The 17,865-nt window shown below is 35.8% G+C and carries 16 protein-coding genes, 1 rRNA gene, 1 riboswitch and 1 other annotated feature; of the genes, 10 read left to right on the top strand and 7 right to left on the bottom strand.

What is annotated here, in order from left to right; all coding sequences use genetic code 11:
- Window positions 1–2 precede the first annotated feature (2 nt).
- The 6 genes from menH to ytkD all read left to right on the top strand — a co-directional run bounded on the left by menH (window position 3) and on the right by ytkD (window position 4,857).
- Entirely contained in the window at window positions 3–812 is an 810-nt protein-coding gene (menH, locus tag A9178_RS04310) for a 2-succinyl-6-hydroxy-2,4-cyclohexadiene-1-carboxylate synthase (protein ID WP_068672745.1), read from the top strand.
- 13 nt (window positions 813–825) lie between these two features.
- Window positions 826–1,644: a 1,4-dihydroxy-2-naphthoyl-CoA synthase gene (menB, locus tag A9178_RS04305; protein ID WP_068672744.1), complete on the top strand. Its 819-nt coding sequence runs from the start codon at window positions 826–828 to the stop codon at window positions 1,642–1,644.
- A 166-nt stretch (window positions 1,645–1,810) separates the two neighbouring features.
- Window positions 1,811–3,262 (top strand): o-succinylbenzoate--CoA ligase, encoded by a 1,452-nt coding sequence (locus tag A9178_RS04300; protein WP_068672743.1) that lies wholly within the window; start codon window positions 1,811–1,813, stop codon window positions 3,260–3,262.
- 92 nt (window positions 3,263–3,354) lie between these two features.
- The gene (locus tag A9178_RS04295; RefSeq protein WP_068672742.1) at window positions 3,355–3,675 is read left to right on the top strand and encodes a hydrolase; all 321 of its coding nucleotides are present in this window, start codon (window positions 3,355–3,357) and stop codon (window positions 3,673–3,675) included.
- A 130-nt stretch (window positions 3,676–3,805) separates the two neighbouring features.
- Window positions 3,806–4,339 carry a hypothetical protein gene (locus tag A9178_RS04290; protein WP_068672740.1) on the top strand — a complete coding sequence of 178 codons (534 nt, stop codon included), beginning with the start codon at window positions 3,806–3,808 and terminating at the stop codon, window positions 4,337–4,339.
- Window positions 4,340–4,368: 29 nt separating this feature from the next.
- Window positions 4,369–4,857 (top strand): RNA deprotection pyrophosphohydrolase, encoded by a 489-nt coding sequence (gene ytkD, locus A9178_RS04285; RefSeq protein ID WP_068673579.1) that lies wholly within the window; start codon window positions 4,369–4,371, stop codon window positions 4,855–4,857.
- Between the two features lie 20 nt (window positions 4,858–4,877).
- Here ytkD and A9178_RS04280 read toward each other — a convergent pair whose 3' ends face one another.
- The 4 genes from A9178_RS04280 to pckA form a co-directional block, all read right to left on the bottom strand.
- A complete protein-coding gene (locus A9178_RS04280) occupies window positions 4,878–5,678 on the bottom strand; it encodes an ABC transporter permease (protein ID WP_068672738.1) in 801 nt (266 codons plus the stop codon).
- Complete coding sequence (locus tag A9178_RS04275; RefSeq protein ID WP_068672736.1) at window positions 5,675–6,451, bottom strand: ABC transporter ATP-binding protein; 777 nt, start codon at window positions 6,449–6,451, stop codon at window positions 5,675–5,677. The genes A9178_RS04280 and A9178_RS04275 overlap by 4 nt, the downstream gene beginning before the upstream one ends.
- A gap of 12 nt (window positions 6,452–6,463) precedes the next feature.
- Window positions 6,464–7,453, bottom strand: coding sequence for an ABC transporter substrate-binding protein (locus A9178_RS04270; RefSeq protein WP_068672734.1), 990 nt, complete (start codon window positions 7,451–7,453; stop codon window positions 6,464–6,466).
- A gap of 149 nt (window positions 7,454–7,602) precedes the next feature.
- Window positions 7,603–9,183 carry a phosphoenolpyruvate carboxykinase (ATP) gene (pckA, locus tag A9178_RS04265; protein ID WP_068673577.1) on the bottom strand — a complete coding sequence of 527 codons (1,581 nt, stop codon included), beginning with the start codon at window positions 9,181–9,183 and terminating at the stop codon, window positions 7,603–7,605.
- Window positions 9,184–9,454: 271 nt separating this feature from the next.
- A riboswitch (SAM riboswitch) is annotated at window positions 9,455–9,562 on the top strand.
- 197 nt (window positions 9,563–9,759) lie between these two features.
- On the opposite strand from pckA, the gene metK reads away from it, so the two are divergent.
- Window positions 9,760–10,953: a methionine adenosyltransferase gene (gene metK / locus A9178_RS04260; RefSeq protein WP_068672732.1), complete on the top strand. Its 1,194-nt coding sequence runs from the start codon at window positions 9,760–9,762 to the stop codon at window positions 10,951–10,953.
- Window positions 10,954–11,022: 69 nt separating this feature from the next.
- Here metK and A9178_RS04255 read toward each other — a convergent pair whose 3' ends face one another.
- Window positions 11,023–11,541, bottom strand: a complete 519-nt coding sequence (locus A9178_RS04255; RefSeq protein ID WP_068672731.1) for a gamma carbonic anhydrase — start codon at window positions 11,539–11,541, stop codon at window positions 11,023–11,025.
- A gap of 195 nt (window positions 11,542–11,736) precedes the next feature.
- Between A9178_RS04255 and A9178_RS04250 the strand changes: the two genes are divergently transcribed.
- A complete protein-coding gene (locus A9178_RS04250) occupies window positions 11,737–12,813 on the top strand; it encodes a tetraprenyl-beta-curcumene synthase family protein (RefSeq protein WP_304439143.1) in 1,077 nt (358 codons plus the stop codon).
- Window positions 12,814–12,851: 38 nt separating this feature from the next.
- Here the strand turns inward: A9178_RS04250 and mnmM are convergent, their stop codons facing one another.
- Entirely contained in the window at window positions 12,852–13,418 is a 567-nt protein-coding gene (mnmM, locus tag A9178_RS04245; protein ID WP_068672730.1) for a tRNA 5-(aminomethyl)-2-thiouridylate-methyltransferase MnmM, read from the bottom strand.
- Window positions 13,419–13,594: 176 nt separating this feature from the next.
- Window positions 13,595–13,821, top strand: a binding site (T-box leader).
- Window positions 13,822–13,870: 49 nt separating this feature from the next.
- Between mnmM and leuS the strand changes: the two genes are divergently transcribed.
- Window positions 13,871–16,291, top strand: coding sequence for a leucine--tRNA ligase (leuS, locus tag A9178_RS04240; RefSeq protein WP_068672729.1), 2,421 nt, complete (start codon window positions 13,871–13,873; stop codon window positions 16,289–16,291).
- A 49-nt stretch (window positions 16,292–16,340) separates the two neighbouring features.
- Here the strand turns inward: leuS and A9178_RS04235 are convergent, their stop codons facing one another.
- Window positions 16,341–17,102, bottom strand: a complete 762-nt coding sequence (locus tag A9178_RS04235; protein WP_068672728.1) for a hypothetical protein — start codon at window positions 17,100–17,102, stop codon at window positions 16,341–16,343.
- Window positions 17,103–17,586: 484 nt separating this feature from the next.
- Between A9178_RS04235 and A9178_RS04230 the strand changes: the two genes are divergently transcribed.
- Window positions 17,587–17,865 (top strand): 16S ribosomal RNA (locus tag A9178_RS04230); the annotation flags it as partial.

The raw sequence follows: 17,865 nt of genomic DNA, 5'->3' as shown, positions 1-17,865 counted from the left end.
AGGTGTACATTTCATTAGAAGATGGTCAATATTGGTATGAGACCTATGGTGAAGGAATCCCTGTCGTGCTGCTACATGGTTTTACTGGAAGTACAGAAACATGGAATGATTTTCTTCGCTCTGTGGAGGGTATAAAAGTAATTACAATAGACCTACCAGGTCATGGAAAAACGGAACTTGAAAACCCACGATTTATGGAAGATTGCTGTAAAGATTTAGATATGATATTTGAAACAATAGGACTAGATTCTTTTCATCTTTTGGGTTATTCCATGGGTGGTAGAACTGCATTATCTTATGCATGCCTATATCCCGAGCGGTTACAATCATTAATATTAGAAAGCGCGTCTCCGGGTTTATTAAGTAACGTGGAACGAACGAATCGAATAGAAAATGATGAAAGGTTAGCTGAAAAGTTAGAAAAAGAGGGGATTCAGTCTTTTATTGACTTTTGGGAGAATATCCCTCTTTTTTCTACCCAAAAAAATCTTCCCGCATCGGTTAAGGAGGCCATACGGAAAGAACGTCTCAATCAGGATGCAGTTGGTTTAGCAACCTCACTTCGATACATGGGTACTGGAAAACAACCATCATGGTGGAAAGATCTATCTACTATTCCAATACCAGTTTTCTTATTAACTGGTGAAAAAGATGAGAAATTTGTTCGTATTAATAAAAAGATGCAAAAATTATTTTTTTCATGTAAGCTTAAAGTATGTGAAAATGTAGGACATGCAATTCACGTGGAAAATCCTGAAATTTTTGGTAAACTAGTAACGGAGTTTGTGAAAGAAGTACATAACCGTTGTTAAAGGAGGAGTCAAAATGGCTGCTGAATGGAAGAAGTCAAAAGAGTATTCAGAAATCATTTATGAAAAATATAATGGAGTTGCAAAAGTTACGATTAACCGCCCTGAAAAGCGTAACGCGTTCACACCTCTTACAGTAAATGAAATGATTGATGCGTTTACGGATGCTAGAGATGATTCCGAAATTGGTGTAATTATTCTAGCTGGTGAAGGAGATAAAGCATTTTGTTCTGGCGGAGATCAGTCTGTACGCGGACATGGTGGATATGTTGGAAGCGACCAAGTTCCACGATTAAACGTGCTTGATTTACAAAGACTGATTCGTACAATTCCTAAACCGGTTATTGCCATGGTATCTGGTTATGCTGTTGGTGGTGGACATGTTCTTCATGTTGTTTGCGATTTAACAATTGCAGCAGATAACGCGATATTTGGCCAAACAGGACCAAAAGTAGGTAGCTTTGACGCTGGTTATGGTGCAGGATATTTAGCTCGTCATATCGGTCATAAACGTGCAAGAGAGATTTGGTACTTATGTCGTCAATATAATGCGGATGAAGCATACGAGATGGGTATGGTAAACAAAGTAGTACCTCTAGATCAATTGGAGGAAGAAACACTACAATGGTGTGAAGAAATTCTTGAAAAATCACCTACTGCAATCCGTTTCCTAAAAGCATCATTCAATGCAGATACAGATGGACTAGCTGGTTTACAACAGCTTGGTGGAGATGCAACATTGCTTTATTACACAACAGATGAGGCTAAAGAAGGTAGAGATGCCTTCAAAGAAAAGAGAAAACCGGACTTCAAAAAGTTCCCACGTTTTCCTTGATTGTTTAATTGAAAATGATACTCTGGAGAACCCTTTGCTTTTTCATAGCGAGGGTTTTTCCTTTGGCGGGAAAGTCCTTGCAAAAGTGCAACTAAGGCATTCACTAGACTAACGGCGAATGCCAAGTTTTCTAATATATTTAATTTAAATAGAAAGGAACATGAATATGTCGGAAATAATTCCACATTGGTTGACAAAACAGGCTGATCTTGCTCCAAATCAAATCGCAATTGAAATGGAGTACGGCGAGACTTATACGTTTAAACAATTGAAAGAAGCAAGTCAGCGTTTTGCTAGAAAACTGACTAAATTAAATGTAGGGGAAGGGACGCACGTCGGAATTTTATCTGGCAATAGCATAGAAATGATTGTTGCTATTCATGCTTTAAGTTATTTAGGGGCGATTGGTGTTCTGTTAAATGTGAGGCTTACACGACCGGAATTAGAATTTCAATTAAAAGATGCAAATGTTTCTATCTTGTTAACTTCGGATGAGTACAAAATGAGTGCGAGCCAAATTGAAGTTTCGATGGTGAAAAGTTTTACCGAAATAAATGTATTACATGAAGAAAAAATACCTTTAAAAACGGAACTCGATTTGGAAGAAGTTTTTACCATTATTTATACATCGGGTACGACAGGTTTTCCTAAGGGAGTACTCCATACATATGGAAATCATTGGTGGAGTGCAATTGGATCTGCTCTTAATTTAGGTTTGAATAACGAGGATAAATGGCTTATTCCTTTACCAATTTTTCACGTGAGTGGTCTATCTACCTCTATAAAAAGTTTAATTTATGGCATGCCAATTTATGTGTTAGAGAAATTTGAAGTGGAAAAGGTTCATGATGCTATCCTGTCTAAGGGTGTTACAATTGTTTCTGTCGTTACGATGATGGTTCAAAAGTTATTAAACAAATTAGGGGAGGATTATTATCCTAGTACATTACGGTGTATGTTACTTGGTGGTGGTCCGGCACCAAAACCATTATTGGAAAAGGCGAAAGAAAAAGGGATTCCGGTTTTTCAATCGTATGGAATGACGGAAACATCATCACAAATCGTTACGTTAAGTCCACAAGATGCTTTAGAAAAAATAGGATCGGCAGGAAAGGCCCTTTTTCCAGCACAACTTCAGATTGATGGAGGAAATGAAGATTCTATTGGGGAGATTATCGTCAAAGGTCCGATGGTAACGAAAGGTTATTATAAAAATGAAGAGGCAAATAAAAAATCTCTTTATAACGGTTGGCTCAGAACTGGTGATTTGGGATATTTAGATAATGACGGATTTTTATATGTAGTAGATCGTAGGAAGGATCTTATCATTTCTGGCGGAGAGAATATCTATCCTTCTGAGATTGAAAGTGTATTGTCCGGAATGGAACAAATTAAGGAAGTTGGAGTTACCGGATTAGCAGACGAAATATGGGGTCAAGTTCCAATCGCTTTTATTGTAAAGCAGAAGCAAGATGTAACGGCTTCAGAGATTTTTTCATTTTTGCGTCAAAGATTAGCAAAATATAAAATTCCAAAAGAAATTCACTTTGTAGAGGAATTACCTAGGAATGCTTCCAATAAACTAGTAAGAAGTAAGCTACTTGAATGGAGAAGATAGTACAATAATTGATACTTTATACTAATAAAAAAGCTTATCATTTAGAATACTTTCCTAATAGGAAGCCAAATTAGTATTAGGAGGTGTTCCGGATGGAAAAAAACAAATATTATGTAAGTGTGGGGGAGGGTGAAATCTCACATCGCCCACATGATCGAAGTGGCTATTTTGAGATAAGTGCTACAGAAATGGAGATAAGTAATCTACGTAGAAAATTTGATAATATGCATGATGCAGGGGTAGGTACGTTTTTTCGTGCACATGTTCCGTTTTTAGAATATCATCATGATGATTCAAACGACAGATATGACAATAATATGTTAGAGGTATTTCAAATGCTTCATGAACTAGGAAATAAAAAAACACGTGAACATATTGAAAGTATGGGAATTTTAAATGAAAATAATATGTAAAAAATAGGGAAAATATGTTATCCTGTAGAAAACAGACTTATCTGTCAATTGCAATTCCTTCATCTTCATGATGTTTAACCCCCTAGATAAAAAGGAATAGTTTAAATAATAATGCTAAGGGGGATACAACATGAAGAAAATAACTATATTTCTAGGCGTTTTAATCGCAGGAATAATTATACTTCTCCTGAGTATTACAAATGAAAGTATTTTACCTGTAGCGGCTAAAGAGCAGCAACTTGCAACTTTATCTACTGAAATAGAAGACGAAAGAGTGAATAAACAGTTAACGCATGAGGATATAGTTTTTATAACGAATGAGTTTATGAATATATTAGTGCAGCCAACTAATGTAAAGGAAAAAGTAATCGGTGTTAATACTAAAGAGGAATTGTTAAAAGAATTTGAAAGAATAACTACGAGAGAAGTTGCAATGCCGTATGTTGATTTTTACTACGAGGAAGAAGATGATGGGCTTTATATTGTGCCTACGGAGACTCCGCCTTGGTTTATTGCTGAAAATGAATATAGAATGGAGCAATTAAATGAGAAGAAAGTAATTCTAACTCAGAAAAACCAGGTAGATTTGTATGGGGATTACATGATTGAAATAGAATTAACTTATGATGGCGATTGGAAAATTAGTAGTATTACACATTGTTAGTAGGTTATGAAAAAAGGCAGTTGAAATTTTTGAAAACATTTAGAGATTTTTATAATAACGAGGTTACCTTTTCCTATGAAGACCATCCATTTTCTAAAAATCCTAAGCACGTTTGGATTATATGTCGTTATAATAACCAATGGCTTTTAACGAGGCATAAAGAAAGAGGGCTGGAGTTCCCGGGTGGCAAGGTTGAAAAAGGAGAAAATGCAGAAGAAGCCGCAATCCGCGAAATTAAGGAAGAAACTGGCGGAATTGTGAAAGATATATCTTATGTCGGGCAATATTATGTGGATGGTAAAAGTGATTACGTGATAAAGAATGTGTATTTTGCTACTGTTGAAAAGCTTGTTGAACAAGATCATTATTTTGAGACAGAAGGTCCAGTACTTTTAAACGAAATTCCTTCAAATGTCAGGATAAATGAAAAGTATAGTTTTATCATGAAGGATTCCGTATTAGATTCTAGCTTAGAATGGATTCAGAATCATGTTATGACAAATAGAAGCTTGGAGTAATCCGAGCTTCTATTTATAAATTAATGGGAATGTTTGATTAACCATCGTTCGATTCTTTCCACTACTTTGTACATGATTGCTGCAAGTATAGCGATAAGTACGAGGCTGGACATAACAAGAGTAAAGTCAAATACTTGGAATCCGTAAATAATTAAATAACCGAGACCTTGTTTCGAAACTAAATATTCCCCAACAATTACTCCAACCCATGACAATCCGACATTTACTTTTAATGTTGAGATCATAGTTGGCATAGTGGCTGGAAATACAGCCTCTTTAAAACATTGCCATCTCGTTGCTCCAAAGCTTTGCAAAACTTTGGAATAATTAGGGTCTACCTCATTATACGCCGAGAAAATATTTAGTGTGGTAATAATTACGGATACAAGGAATCCCATTGCTATAATAGATAAATACCCTGGTCCGAGAGCAACGATAATGATTGGCCCCAACGCCACTTTAGGCATTGCGTTTAAGACGACTATATAAGGATCCATAATTTTAGAAAAGCGTGTAAAGGACCAGAGTAATGTTGCCAGTAAAATTCCGCCAAGGGTACCTATGATGAAACCTAAGATTGTTTCAAATAACGTTACAGATAAATGGGTAAACATCGATCCATTCGCAATTCTACTTATTAAAGAGGAGAAAATCCGGCTTGGCGAGCTAAATAGTAACGGATCAATCCAATACAAACGACTCGCTATTTCCCATAATGCAAAGAAGGCGATAAGAATGAAAACTTGCCATATAAAAACAATTTTCCTTTCTTTTTGTCTTTCCTTTAGAAAGCTTTCGAATAATTGCTGATCATTTTTCATTTCTTTTCACCTTCTCTACTGTCAAGTTCATCCCATATTTTATCAAATAGTGGTTGGAATTTTGGATGTTTTCTTGCATCAAGTGGGGTAGTTTGGCGAATTTCAATTGGGACTTCAAATACTTTAGCAATACTTCCTGGATTCGCATTCATTACTAGAATTCGGTCACTCATCGCTATTGCTTCACCGATATCATGAGTAACGAGAATAGCTGTTTTATGATAACTTTTTAATAGTTTACCAACTAAATCTTCTAATTTAAGTTTTGTTTGATAATCTAATGCTGAAAATGGTTCATCTAGAAGAAGAATTTTAGGGTCATAGATAAGAGTTCTAACTAGTGCTACACGTTGTCTCATACCACCTGACAATGAAGTTGGATATTGATCTTGAACCCCTTTTAAGCCAACTTCTTGTAAAAGTTCAATAGCAGTTTCCTTTAATTCAACTGTTGTTTTTTTATGGATTTTAGGCCCAAGTAACACGTTATCAATAATTTTTTTCCATGGAAAGAGATAATCTTGTTGTAACATATATCCGATAGCAAGTTCTGATTCTTGAACTTCTTTATTTTCAAGCAACACTTTACCTTCTGTTTGTTTCATAATACCAGCTATAATAGATAGTATGGTTGACTTCCCGCAACCACTTGGTCCAAGTAATGAAACAAACTCACCTTCTTTTAAGGAAAATGATATGTCATGAAGTGCTTTAGTATAGCCGTCTTTAGAAAAGTAGTGGTGTGATACATGATCCAATGTTAGAAATGACACGCGATTTCCTCCTTAATCGTTCATTACTTTTTCAGCAAATTCCGTATTCACTAACTCTTCATAAGGGACATCCTCAGGAAGCTCACCAGCTTCATTCATGATGGTTTTCAGTTGTTCCCATTCTTCTTTATCTAAAATGGGATCCGTTGCAAAAGAGTCTTGGTCTTTATAGCGCTCAATGGAAGAAGCTAATAATTCGATATCGGTATCTTCAAAGTATGGAGAAACTATTTCAGCGAGGGTCATTGCATCTGTTTCTTCAACCCATTGTTGAGCTTTGTATAATGCTTTGGTAAATTTCAGTACGGTTTCTTCATTCTCATCCATATAACTCTGCTTAGCCATAAATCCTGTATAAGGAACGGTGCCGGATTCTTCACCAAAGGAAGCTACTATATGTCCAGTCCCTTCACGTTCAAAAACACTTGCTGTTGGTTCGAATAACTGTACATATTCATAATCACCTGAAGCAAATGCACTTGGTATGTTTGCAAAATCAACACTTTGGTCTAAATTAACGTCTGCATGAGGGTCCACGCCATGTTTTTTCAGTACGTATTCTCCAACCATCTGAGGCATTCCGCCAACTCGTTGTCCGAGAAAGTTTTCTCCTCTTAAATCTTCCCAAGTAAAATCAGGTTTTTCTTCTTTTGCAACTAAGAATGTACCGTCTGTTTGTGTGAGTTGAGCAAAGTTAATCGCATAGTCCTTTGAATCTTGTGCATAGACATAAATGGAAGTTTCTGCCCCTACTAGTGCTATATCAATTCCATCAGATAATAACGTAGTCATGGTAGTGTCTCCGCCCCATGTTGTTTGCAGGTCAACTTCTAGGCCTTCTTCTTCAAAAAAACCTTCTTCCAGCGCTACGTACATTGGTGTATAGAAAACAGATCTTGTTACTTCTCCGATACTGATTTTGGATGTTCCACCTGTACTACAAGCCGAAAGAAAGATAAGTAAACCGATGGACAACAAAGCAAAGCCTTTAATCTTTCTCATATTACTCGACCCTTTCATTTGAAATTATCTTTCTTCCATAGTTTATGCCTAGGGGAAAATTGTGTGATTGCCTATTTAAACTAAAGTTTTTCTTTCCTAACGGCAAAAAAATCGATCCCAAAATAGAGATCGATTTATTAGTAAATATATTATTTAAATAGTGGCCCCGCATCCTTAATATCATCAGATGCATGAGTGAATTGCTTGAAGTTTTCGTGGAATTTTAAAGCTAATTCTTTTGCCGCTCTGTCATATGCCGCTTTATCTTCCCAAGTTTGTTTTGGTACCAACACTTCATCAGGAACCCCAGGAATATGAAGTGGGATATTTAAGCCAAATACTTCATCTTGAATCGTTTCTACATTATTAAGTTCACCTTCTAAAGCGGAATGAATCATCGCACGTGTGTAAGAAAGCTTCATGCGGTTTCCTATTCCATATGACCCACCTGTCCAGCCGGTATTAACTAAAAACACTTTTGCATTGAATTGATCAATTTTATCTCCTAGCATTTCAGCATATTTAGAAGGAGCTAATGGTAAGAAAGGGGAACCAAAGCACGTAGAGAAAGTTGCTTGCGGCTCTGTTACACCTCGTTCTGTTCCAGCAAGTTTGCTAGTATATCCGCTTAAGAAATGATACATAGCCTGCTCTTTTGTTAGTTTACTAATAGGTGGCAACGTACCAGATGCGTCAGCCGTTAAAAATATAATCGTATTTGGATGGCCCGCAACACTTGGTGAGATAATATTATCGATATTCTCTAAGGAATACGCTGCCCTAGTATTCTCTGTAAGAGAGGTATCGTCATAGTTTGGCATTCTTGTGTTTTCATCTAATATTACATTTTCAAGTACGGAACCAAAGCGAATCGCATTGTATATTTGTGGTTCTTTTTCTTCTGAAAGGTTAATACATTTTGCGTAGCAACCACCTTCGATATTAAATACTCCATTAGGACTCCAACCATGTTCATCATCCCCGATTAATCGACGGTATGGATCTGCAGATAGTGTTGTTTTTCCTGTGCCAGAAAGTCCAAAGAATAGAGCGACGTCTCCTTCTTTACCTACGTTTGCGGAGCAATGCATAGATAATACGTCTTGTTTTGGAAGTAGATAGTTCATAACCGAGAAAATAGATTTCTTAATTTCTCCAGCATACTCCGTTCCGCCAATAAGAACAATTCTCTTCTTAAATGAAATAATAATAAAAGTTTCAGAATTTGTTCCATCTACACTTGGATCTGCTTTAAAATTTGGTGCCGAAATAACGGTAAATTCACTTTGATGCTTATCTAATTCATCTTGTTGTGGTTTTATAAATAACTGACGGGAAAATAGGTTGTGCCAAGCAAACTCATTAATTACTTGAATTGGTAAGCGATATTTTTTATCCGCTCCAGCAAATCCTTTGAAAGAATATATTTCATCTTTTCCTTTTAAATAATCAATCACTTTCTCATATAAAGTATCAAAATATTTTTCTTCAATAGGTTGATTAACTGCCCCCCAATTAATAGTAGCTTCACATACTCCATCACGAACAATAAATTTATCACCAGGGGATCTACCGGTATATTTTCCAGTTGTTGCGCGAACTGCCCCTGTTTCACTTAAAACTGCCTCGCCCCTACCTAAAATACGCTCCACTAATTGTGGTTCAGATAAATTCTCTTTGATGTTTTCGTGTTGATGAAGTAAATCTTTCCATAATGTTCTTTCCGCCATTTTCATAAAAAATTCCCCCGCTTTATAATTAATTACATCCTAATGAAAATAATAAAAAATCATATTTTTCGTTTAATTCGATTATTAGTATAACACATATATAAAAATAGTCCATACTATTTGAAGTTAATTTTAGTTGAATTTGCTAAAGGTTAGGATAAAAAAAATAATTAATTTTTGTTTAGAAAATTTTATTTCTTTCATCGTATGTGTGATAAAAGTTATTGACATTAATCACACATTTCGTTACCATAAACACTGAACGGAAACTCTCTTATTTCGAGTTGGTGGAGGGACAGACCCTATGAAGCCCAGCAACCTCACACGCTTGTGAAAAGGTGCTCACCTGAAGCAAGGATCATTCCTTGAACAATAAGAGTGAAAGGACCGCACCCTTTCCTCAATGTAGGTTAGGGATTTTTTGCTTTTAAAGAAGAAATAGTTCCTTTTATTGTATAAATAGTAATGGCTTCTCCAATGCTTCTAAATAGAATATAAAATTAATTTTAAAGAAGTTCTTTAATCTATTAGAATGAAAAGAGTTCCGTAACATATTTAAAGGAGAGAATGAGCCTAATGGCCGAAAATCGTTTATTTACATCTGAATCTGTAACAGAAGGGCATCCAGATAAAATGTCAGATCAAATTTCAGATGCTATATTAGATGAAATTATTAAAAATGATCCCAATGCAAGAGTTGCTTGTGAGACTACTGTAACTACCGGTCTCGTATTAGTGGCCGGTGAAATTACTACTAGTACCTATGTAGACATCCCAGCAATTGTAAGAAAAACAGTAAAAGAGATTGGATACACAAGAGCTAAATATGGATTTGATGCAGATACTTGTGCTGTTTTAACAGCGATAGATGAACAATCTCCTGATATTGCAATGGGAGTAGACAAAGCGTTAGAAGCCCGTGAAGGTACAATGAGCGATGAGGAAATTTCTGCAATTGGAGCGGGAGATCAAGGATTAATGTTTGGTTTTGCTTGTGATGAGACAGAGGAACTTATGCCTTTACCAATCTCCTTAGCACATAAATTATCCAAACGTTTAGCGGATGTTCGTAAAGATAATATAGTAGATTATTTGCGTCCGGACGGTAAGACACAAGTTACCATTGAATACGATGAAAACAATAATCCGGTCCGCATTGACACGATTGTTATTTCTACACAGCATCATCCTGAAGTAACTCAAGTACAAATTGAAAAAGACTTGAAAGAACAAGTAATACTCCCTATAGTGCCTGAAGAATTACTAGATGATCACACTAAATACTTTATTAATCCAACCGGTAGATTCGTTGTTGGGGGACCACAGGGCGACGTTGGTTTAACTGGTAGAAAAATTATAGTCGATACGTATGGTGGATATGCAAGACATGGTGGGGGAGCATTTAGTGGAAAAGATTCGACAAAAGTGGACCGTTCGGCTGCATATGCTGCTCGTTATGTAGCGAAAAATATCGTGGCAGCGGGACTTGCGAAATCTTGTGAAGTTCAATTAGCTTATGCTATCGGTGTTGCGGAACCTGTCTCTATTTCCATTGATACGTTTGATACAGGGAAAGTTTCGGAAATGGATTTAGTAAACGCTGTTCGACAAATCTTTGATTTACGTCCAGCGGGTATTATTAATATGCTTGATTTGAGAAAACCAATTTTCAAAAATACAGCAGCATATGGACATTTTGGTAGAACAGATATTCAATTTCCGTGGGAAAGAACAGATAAAGTAGAAGAATTAATAGCTATCATAAAATAGAGTAAAAGTCACGTAGAAGAGATGACCAATAAGTTAGGTGCATTTCAACTAGGTGACTTTTTTGTTTTGTTATCCTAAGTCGGTATTTTCCTTATAATATTTCCCTTTTTCAACATAAGACTTTCTAACACGTTCCATTTCTTGGTAATCTTCTTCTGTTAGTTCGCGGACGATTTTTGCTGGGCGCCCCATTACGAGTGTATTCGGCGGTATTTTCTTTCCTGGAGGAACTAGACTACCAGCACCTACAAAAGCATTTTCTCCAATTTCTGCTCCATCCAAAATAATAGATCCCATTCCAATTAAAGCATTTTTTCTAATAATTGCAGAATGTAGTGTAACTTGATGTCCAACTGTAACATCATTCTCTACTATTAATGGCATGTTCGGACTTTGATGTAACATAGATAGATCTTGAATACTTACACGTTTACCAATATACGTTGGTGCAACATCCCCGCGGATAACGGTATGGAACCATATACTAGTTTCTTCCTCAATTGTAACATCACCAATGATGACCGCATTTTTTGCGATAAATGCGGAATCATGAATTTTCGGTTTATTTCCCATGTATTCTCCTATCATCCTATGCTCCCCCTAATATGTTATAAATTTTAATCTGTTCGTCAATGTTGATATAATGAGTATAGCAAATAACAAAATAAGTGTGGTTAAAAATCGTGATGTTCGCCATTAGGTTGAGCGAATGCTTCGATTGAACTTATGTAGGAGAAGGAAGTTTACACTTTTTTCTCTGGAAAAAAGAACGGAGGAAAAGGATTGTCTTATATACCAACTAGTTCTTTAAGCTTAATGACAATCGTCTACCTGAAAATATTTCCTGCTGTAAATGCAGAGCTATTCAAATGGGAAACATTGGCTAAACAAATACCGAATAAAGAGTTGAGAACACAAGCATTAAATAGTATTCATTCGAAAAGGTTTCATTGTTTAGGGGGAGCAGTGTTCTCTCTTCTTGCTGGAGATAAATGGAAGGTAGCATTACGATTTATCGTAGCCTATCAAACGATAAGTGATTATTTGGATAATTTATGTGATCGAAGTACATCGCTTGATCCAAATGATTTTGAACTTTTACATTTATCTATGGAAGATGCTATAACCCCAGGAAATAAAGGTAAAAATTATTACAAATTGCGAGAAGACCAAAACGATGGGGATTATTTAAATGAGCTAGTTCAAACATGTCAACAAGCACTTCTCTCTATAGATAATATGGAAATCATTCACGAACAATTAAATAGACTCGAATCCATGTATGCATCACTACAAATTCATAAACATGTGCAATTGAATGAACGTGTGCCAAGGCTAACAAAATGGTTTAATACTAATAAGAACAAAACACCAACATTGAATTGGTATGAATTTGCAGCCGCTACAGGCTCTACGTTGGGATTGTTTTGTATCGTTTCTTATGCAATGGCAGGGGGGATGAGTAAGGAACTTGCTAACAAAATATTTCAAAGTTACTTTCCGTATATGCAAGGTTTACATATCTTATTAGATTATTTCATCGATCAAAAGGAGGATTTAGTGGAGGGGGACTTAAACTTTTGTAGTTTCTATAAAGATGATGAAGAGATGAAAGAGCGTTTTGTTTATTTTATAAAACAAACGGAAGAAAGAATTCAAACCTTACCTCATTTATCATTCCATAGAATGGTATACCGTGGATTAGTTGGGCTCTATTTAGGAGACGAAAAAGTAAAGACGTTGCATAGTGGAGAAAAAATTAAAAAGGCATTATTAGAATATAGTGGAATGACAGCAAGGTTCTTTCACTGGAATACAAAAATGTACTATAAATTTAATAAAAGTCATCGAGTGGGATAAAGTTTTAAAAAAAGTGAGATGAAAAATAAAGTTACATCTCACTTTTTTTGTATTGCGATAATAAATGGTGGATTATTTTTTTGATTAATAAACCCATATTGTAAAACATTATATTCTTTTTGATCTAACTTAATTGCATGTTTCAATATTGCTTCTTTTTCCTCTTTACCACCTTCATGTCCATGGTAAACGACTAAAACAATTAACCCATTTTGTTTTAAGGAATTAATCATAGTATCGATGGCAGTAATTGTTGATTCAGGCTTTGTTATAACTTTTTTGTCACTTCTAGGTAAATAGCCAAGGTTGAAAATAGCACCACCTATTGTTTGATTTTCCTCTTTCAACAAATAATCCTTGAGATTGGCATGACTGTCATGAATAAGAGAAACATTAGAAATTCCATTATTTATTAATGTTTCTCTTGTATTTACAATAGCCTTTTCTTGAATATCAAAAGCTAGGACATGGCCATTTTTTCCAACTAATTTACTCAAAAAAAGCGTATCATTTCCATTTCCGCATGTTGCGTCAATCACTAGTTCGCCTTCACAAACGGATGATTCTAATAAATGATGAGAAAACTTAAGAATTCCTTCTAACATATTATCGCCTCACTGTAACTCATTAATTTCGTACCATTACCTGGCAGAATAGAAAGTATAAATATTCTATTCCTGGGCTCCAATTACTCGCTCCACCATATATTTTAGCATATAAGTATATATTTTGAATGTATTGACAAAGATGGTACTATTCTTTATAATTTCGATATAATATGACAATAACTAAAAGAGGGATTAGTAGTAACTGTTTTTAAGGCATAGAGAGGTAGTGGTTGGTGGAAACTATCGCTTAAAACTTTATGAACTCACCTTCTTTGTTGCGGGTGCGAATTTATTAGTAGTCCCTGCCGTAACTCTGCGTTAAAGACTAAAGTGAACGTTAAACCATTTGTACGTTAATTTGGGTGGTACCGCGGGAAAAGCCAAGCTTCTCGTCCCTGATTTAAGGGATGAGTGGCTTTTTTTATTGCATAAATAAGGAGGAAATTATTTTGAGTTTTGATCATCGGAGTATTGAGAAGAAATGGCAAACCTATTGGGAAGAAAATAAAACATTTAAAACAGATACATATTCTAAAAAAGAGAAATTTTACGCATTAGATATGTTTCCATATCCATCGGGAGCAGGGCTTCACGTAGGACACCCTGAAGGGTATACAGCAACAGATATATTATCACGTATGAAGCGTATGCAAGGGTATGAAGTGCTTCATCCGATGGGGTGGGATGCTTTTGGGCTGCCGGCTGAGCAATATGCGATTGATACAGGAAATAGTCCAGCAGAATTCACAGAAAAGAACATTCAAACGTTTAAACGACAAATCCAAGAACTTGGCTTCTCTTATGATTGGGATCGTGAAATCAATACGACTGATCCTAACTATTATAAATGGACGCAATGGATTTTCCTTAAATTATATGAAAAAGGGCTTGCTTATATAGATGAAGTACCAGTAAACTGGTGTCCAGCCCTAGGAACAGTACTTGCAAATGAGGAAGTAATCGATGGTAAGAGTGAACGAGGAGGCCACCCAGTAATTCGTAAGCCGATGAAGCAGTGGATGCTTCGAATTACTGCTTATGCTGACCGTTTATTGGAAGACTTAGATGACCTAGATTGGCCGGAAAGTCTAAAAGAAATGCAACGTAACTGGATCGGGAAGTCAGAAGGTGCTGAAGTAACATTTAAGATTGATGGTCATGCTGAAAAAGATTTTGTTGTCTTTACGACTCGACCGGATACTCTGTTTGGAGCAACATATGCAGTACTAGCACCAGAGCATCCATATGTTAAGGAAATTGCTACCGTTGATCAAAAAGGGCAGGTTGAAGCGTATTTAGACGAAGTTCAAAAAAAATCAGATTTAGAACGTACCGATTTAGCTAAAGACAAAACTGGTGTTTTCACAGGTGCATATGCGATTAATCCAGTAAATAATAAGAAAGTCCCAATATGGGTAGCGGATTATGTTTTAATGTCTTATGGAACAGGTGCGATTATGGCGGTTCCAGCCCATGATGAACGAGACTATGAATTTGCCAAAAAATTTGACCTGCCAATACTAGAGGTTGTTGCAGGAGGCGACGTCACGAAAGAAGCATATACTGGTGACGGTGAACATGTGAACTCTGATTTCTTAAATGGATTGAGTAAAGAAGAAGCTATTACAAAAGCAATTGAATGGCTAGAGGAAAATGGAAAAGGTGAAAAGAAAATAACGTACCGTCTCCGTGACTGGTTGTTTGCTAGACAACGTTACTGGGGTGAACCAATTCCTATCATTCATTGGGAAGATGGGACAATGTCAGCTGTTCCGGAAGAGGAATTACCACTGGAATTACCGAAAATGTCTGAAATTAAACCGTCAGGAACTGGTGAGTCTCCACTTGCTAATAATGAAGACTGGGTTAATGTGGTAGATCCAGAAACAGGTAAGAAAGGGCGCCGTGAAACGAATACAATGCCGCAGTGGGCAGGAAGTTCGTGGTATTTCTTACGTTATGTTGACCCTAACAACTCAGAAAAATTAGCCGACTATGAGGCTTTAAAAGAATGGATGCCAGTGGATATTTATATAGGTGGGGCAGAGCATGCTGTACTCCATTTACTGTACGCTCGGTTCTGGCATAAATTCCTTTACGACATTGGTGTAGTCCCTACTAAGGAACCATTTCAGAAGTTATTTAACCAAGGAATGATTCTTGGTGAAGGAAACGAAAAAATGAGTAAATCAAAAGGGAATGTAGTTAACCCTGATGATATTGTAAGCTCTCATGGGGCAGACACATTAAGATTATATGAAATGTTTATGGGTCCGTTAGATGCATCTGTAGCATGGTCTACAAATGGTTTAGATGGAGCAAGACGTTTCTTGGATCGTGTATGGCGCTTATTTGTAAATGATGATAATGGCACATTGTCAGAGAAAATTGTTGATGAAAATAATCCTAACCTAGATAAAGTCTATAATGAAACTGTTAAAAAGGTAACTGTGGACTTTGAAAATCTACATTTTAATACCGCCATTTCCCAAATGATGGTTTTCGTTAACGAAGGTTATAAAGCAGATAAGCTACCAAAAGAATATGTAGAAGGTTTTATTAAGCTTCTTTCCCCAATTGCACCGCATATATCTGAGGAACTGTGGGAAAAATTAGGTAATAATAACACAATTGCTTATGTAGCATGGCCTACTTATGACGAGTCAAAAATGATTGAAGAAGAGGTCGAGGTAGCTATTCAGGTATTGGGGAAAGTTCGTTCTAAGATCAGTGTATCTAAAGATATTTCTAAAGATGAACTTGAAAAATTAGCACTTGAGGATGAAATAATCCAAAAATGGTTAGAAGGAAAAACGATTCGAAAAGTAATCGTGGTTCCTGGAAAGTTAGTCAACATTGTGGCTAACTAATATAAGAAAAAGGATTTCTTCCAAATTGGGAAGAAATCCTTTTTCTCATTCAATCTAAACGATTTGAATCTTTCCATTCAGATTGCAGCACAATCCATTTTCCATCGGTGTAATACCATAAGGATTCTATCGTGCCTAAATGGTCTTCATTTGAAATACCACTTACCCGTTTATAACTCCGTAAACCATAGCCTTTATCATCAGTTAATTTTACAACCTCATAGTAGTGTGGAGCATTTAATAATAAAGATTTAGATTTTTTTAATTTACCGTCTATACTGTATACACCAGATTGGATGTAAGTATCGGAATGGTTTTGTAGATTTATTTGTATGGGCTTTGCATTAGGCGTTATTTTAAGGTCTGCTCTGTAATCATCTGCAAATTTACCGGAAACATAATCAAGTTTAGGAAGAGAAATTTCAAATAATTTATTGGAAGCAAAGGTATGCAATTTTTGTTTGCTCATATGTTTTTTGTCAGAAGAACTCTGGTATAAAATATCTTGCACATTATCATGGTTTGCATCAATAAACTGAATTTGCGGTTCGTAACCATCACCATAATTAATTTGCCATCTTTCGTTATCTCGGTTTTTACTTTTTACCTCAGCCCATACGTTATGATAATAGTCGCCACTATTAGAGAAAGGAACTCCCATTAAATCGATATCTTCTAATAAACCATCACCAGTAACATCCGCTTGATAGGTGTTTATAATTACGGCATCTTTTTCTTTTGCTAAGCCATTAGCAGTTAAGGTTGGTTGGATTGTTAACAAAGTAATTAATATTAACTTTAAGAATGTCATTTTTATTCTCCTACTATTTATTCTCCTACTATTTAGATTGTGCTTTGATATACATTCATATACACTTGTTCGTTTATATAATTTTAATTGCAAGTTTTTTCCATAATAAATTTTATTGACTTTATTTATGGGAAATAGTATTATATTTTCACGGTCACTTTAAGCGATTAATTGCTTCATAAAAAGAGTTAATATATAAAAGTTTTACTCTATTGACTTTTATTCGACAAAGTGATAGTATTAATTTCCTGGCATAATTAACTTAAATTAACCCACAGAGTAAATAATGTTGTTGACATTTATTTTTAATTATGCTAAAGTATAAAAGTTGCTTCTTTGGAAGTAATAAAAATTTGCTGTTTGAAAACTGAACAAAACAACCAGTATGTCAAGAAAGAAACTCGTTTTTCTTTCATTATTAGTAGAAGGTAATACTTCTAAAAGCTAAGACATTAGAATGAATTGATGTTCATTCTGACAAACTTTTTTGGAGAGTTTGATCTTGGCTCAGGACGAACGCTGGCGGCGTGCCTAATACATGCAAGTCGAGCGCTGGAAGCTACTTCCATCCCTTTGGGGATGAAAGTAGTGGAAAGAGCGGCGGACGGGTGAGTAACACGTGGGCAACCTACCTGTAAGACTGGGATAACTCGCGGAAACGTGAGCTAATACCGGATAATACTTTTTATTGCATAATAAGAAGTTTAAAAGGCGGCGTAAGCTGTCACTTACAGATGGGCCCGCGGCGCATTAGCTAGTTGGT

It is taken from the genome of Oceanobacillus sp. Castelsardo, from assembly GCF_001659985.1.
Taxonomy (GTDB): Bacteria; Bacillota; Bacilli; order Bacillales; family Amphibacillaceae; genus Oceanobacillus.
The sequence above is the reverse complement of the archived record's forward strand: the minus strand, read 5'-3'. Positions and strand labels throughout refer to the sequence as shown.

Coding starts and splice junctions, on each gene's coding strand:
- pckA (WP_068673577.1), bottom strand. CDS start 9,183: ATGGCGGAAAGAACATTATGGAAAGATTTACTTCATCAACACGAAAAC.
- A9178_RS04300 (WP_068672743.1), top strand. CDS start 1,811: ATGTCGGAAATAATTCCACATTGGTTGACAAAACAGGCTGATCTTGCT.
- A9178_RS04270 (WP_068672734.1), bottom strand. CDS start 7,453: ATGAGAAAGATTAAAGGCTTTGCTTTGTTGTCCATCGGTTTACTTATC.
- menB (WP_068672744.1), top strand. CDS start 826: ATGGCTGCTGAATGGAAGAAGTCAAAAGAGTATTCAGAAATCATTTAT.
- metK (WP_068672732.1), top strand. CDS start 9,760: ATGGCCGAAAATCGTTTATTTACATCTGAATCTGTAACAGAAGGGCAT.
- A9178_RS04255 (WP_068672731.1), bottom strand. CDS start 11,541: ATGATAGGAGAATACATGGGAAATAAACCGAAAATTCATGATTCCGCA.
- A9178_RS04290 (WP_068672740.1), top strand. CDS start 3,806: ATGAAGAAAATAACTATATTTCTAGGCGTTTTAATCGCAGGAATAATT.
- mnmM (WP_068672730.1), bottom strand. CDS start 13,418: ATGTTAGAAGGAATTCTTAAGTTTTCTCATCATTTATTAGAATCATCC.
- A9178_RS04280 (WP_068672738.1), bottom strand. CDS start 5,678: ATGAAAAATGATCAGCAATTATTCGAAAGCTTTCTAAAGGAAAGACAA.
- A9178_RS04295 (WP_068672742.1), top strand. CDS start 3,355: ATGGAAAAAAACAAATATTATGTAAGTGTGGGGGAGGGTGAAATCTCA.
- A9178_RS04235 (WP_068672728.1), bottom strand. CDS start 17,102: ATGACATTCTTAAAGTTAATATTAATTACTTTGTTAACAATCCAACCA.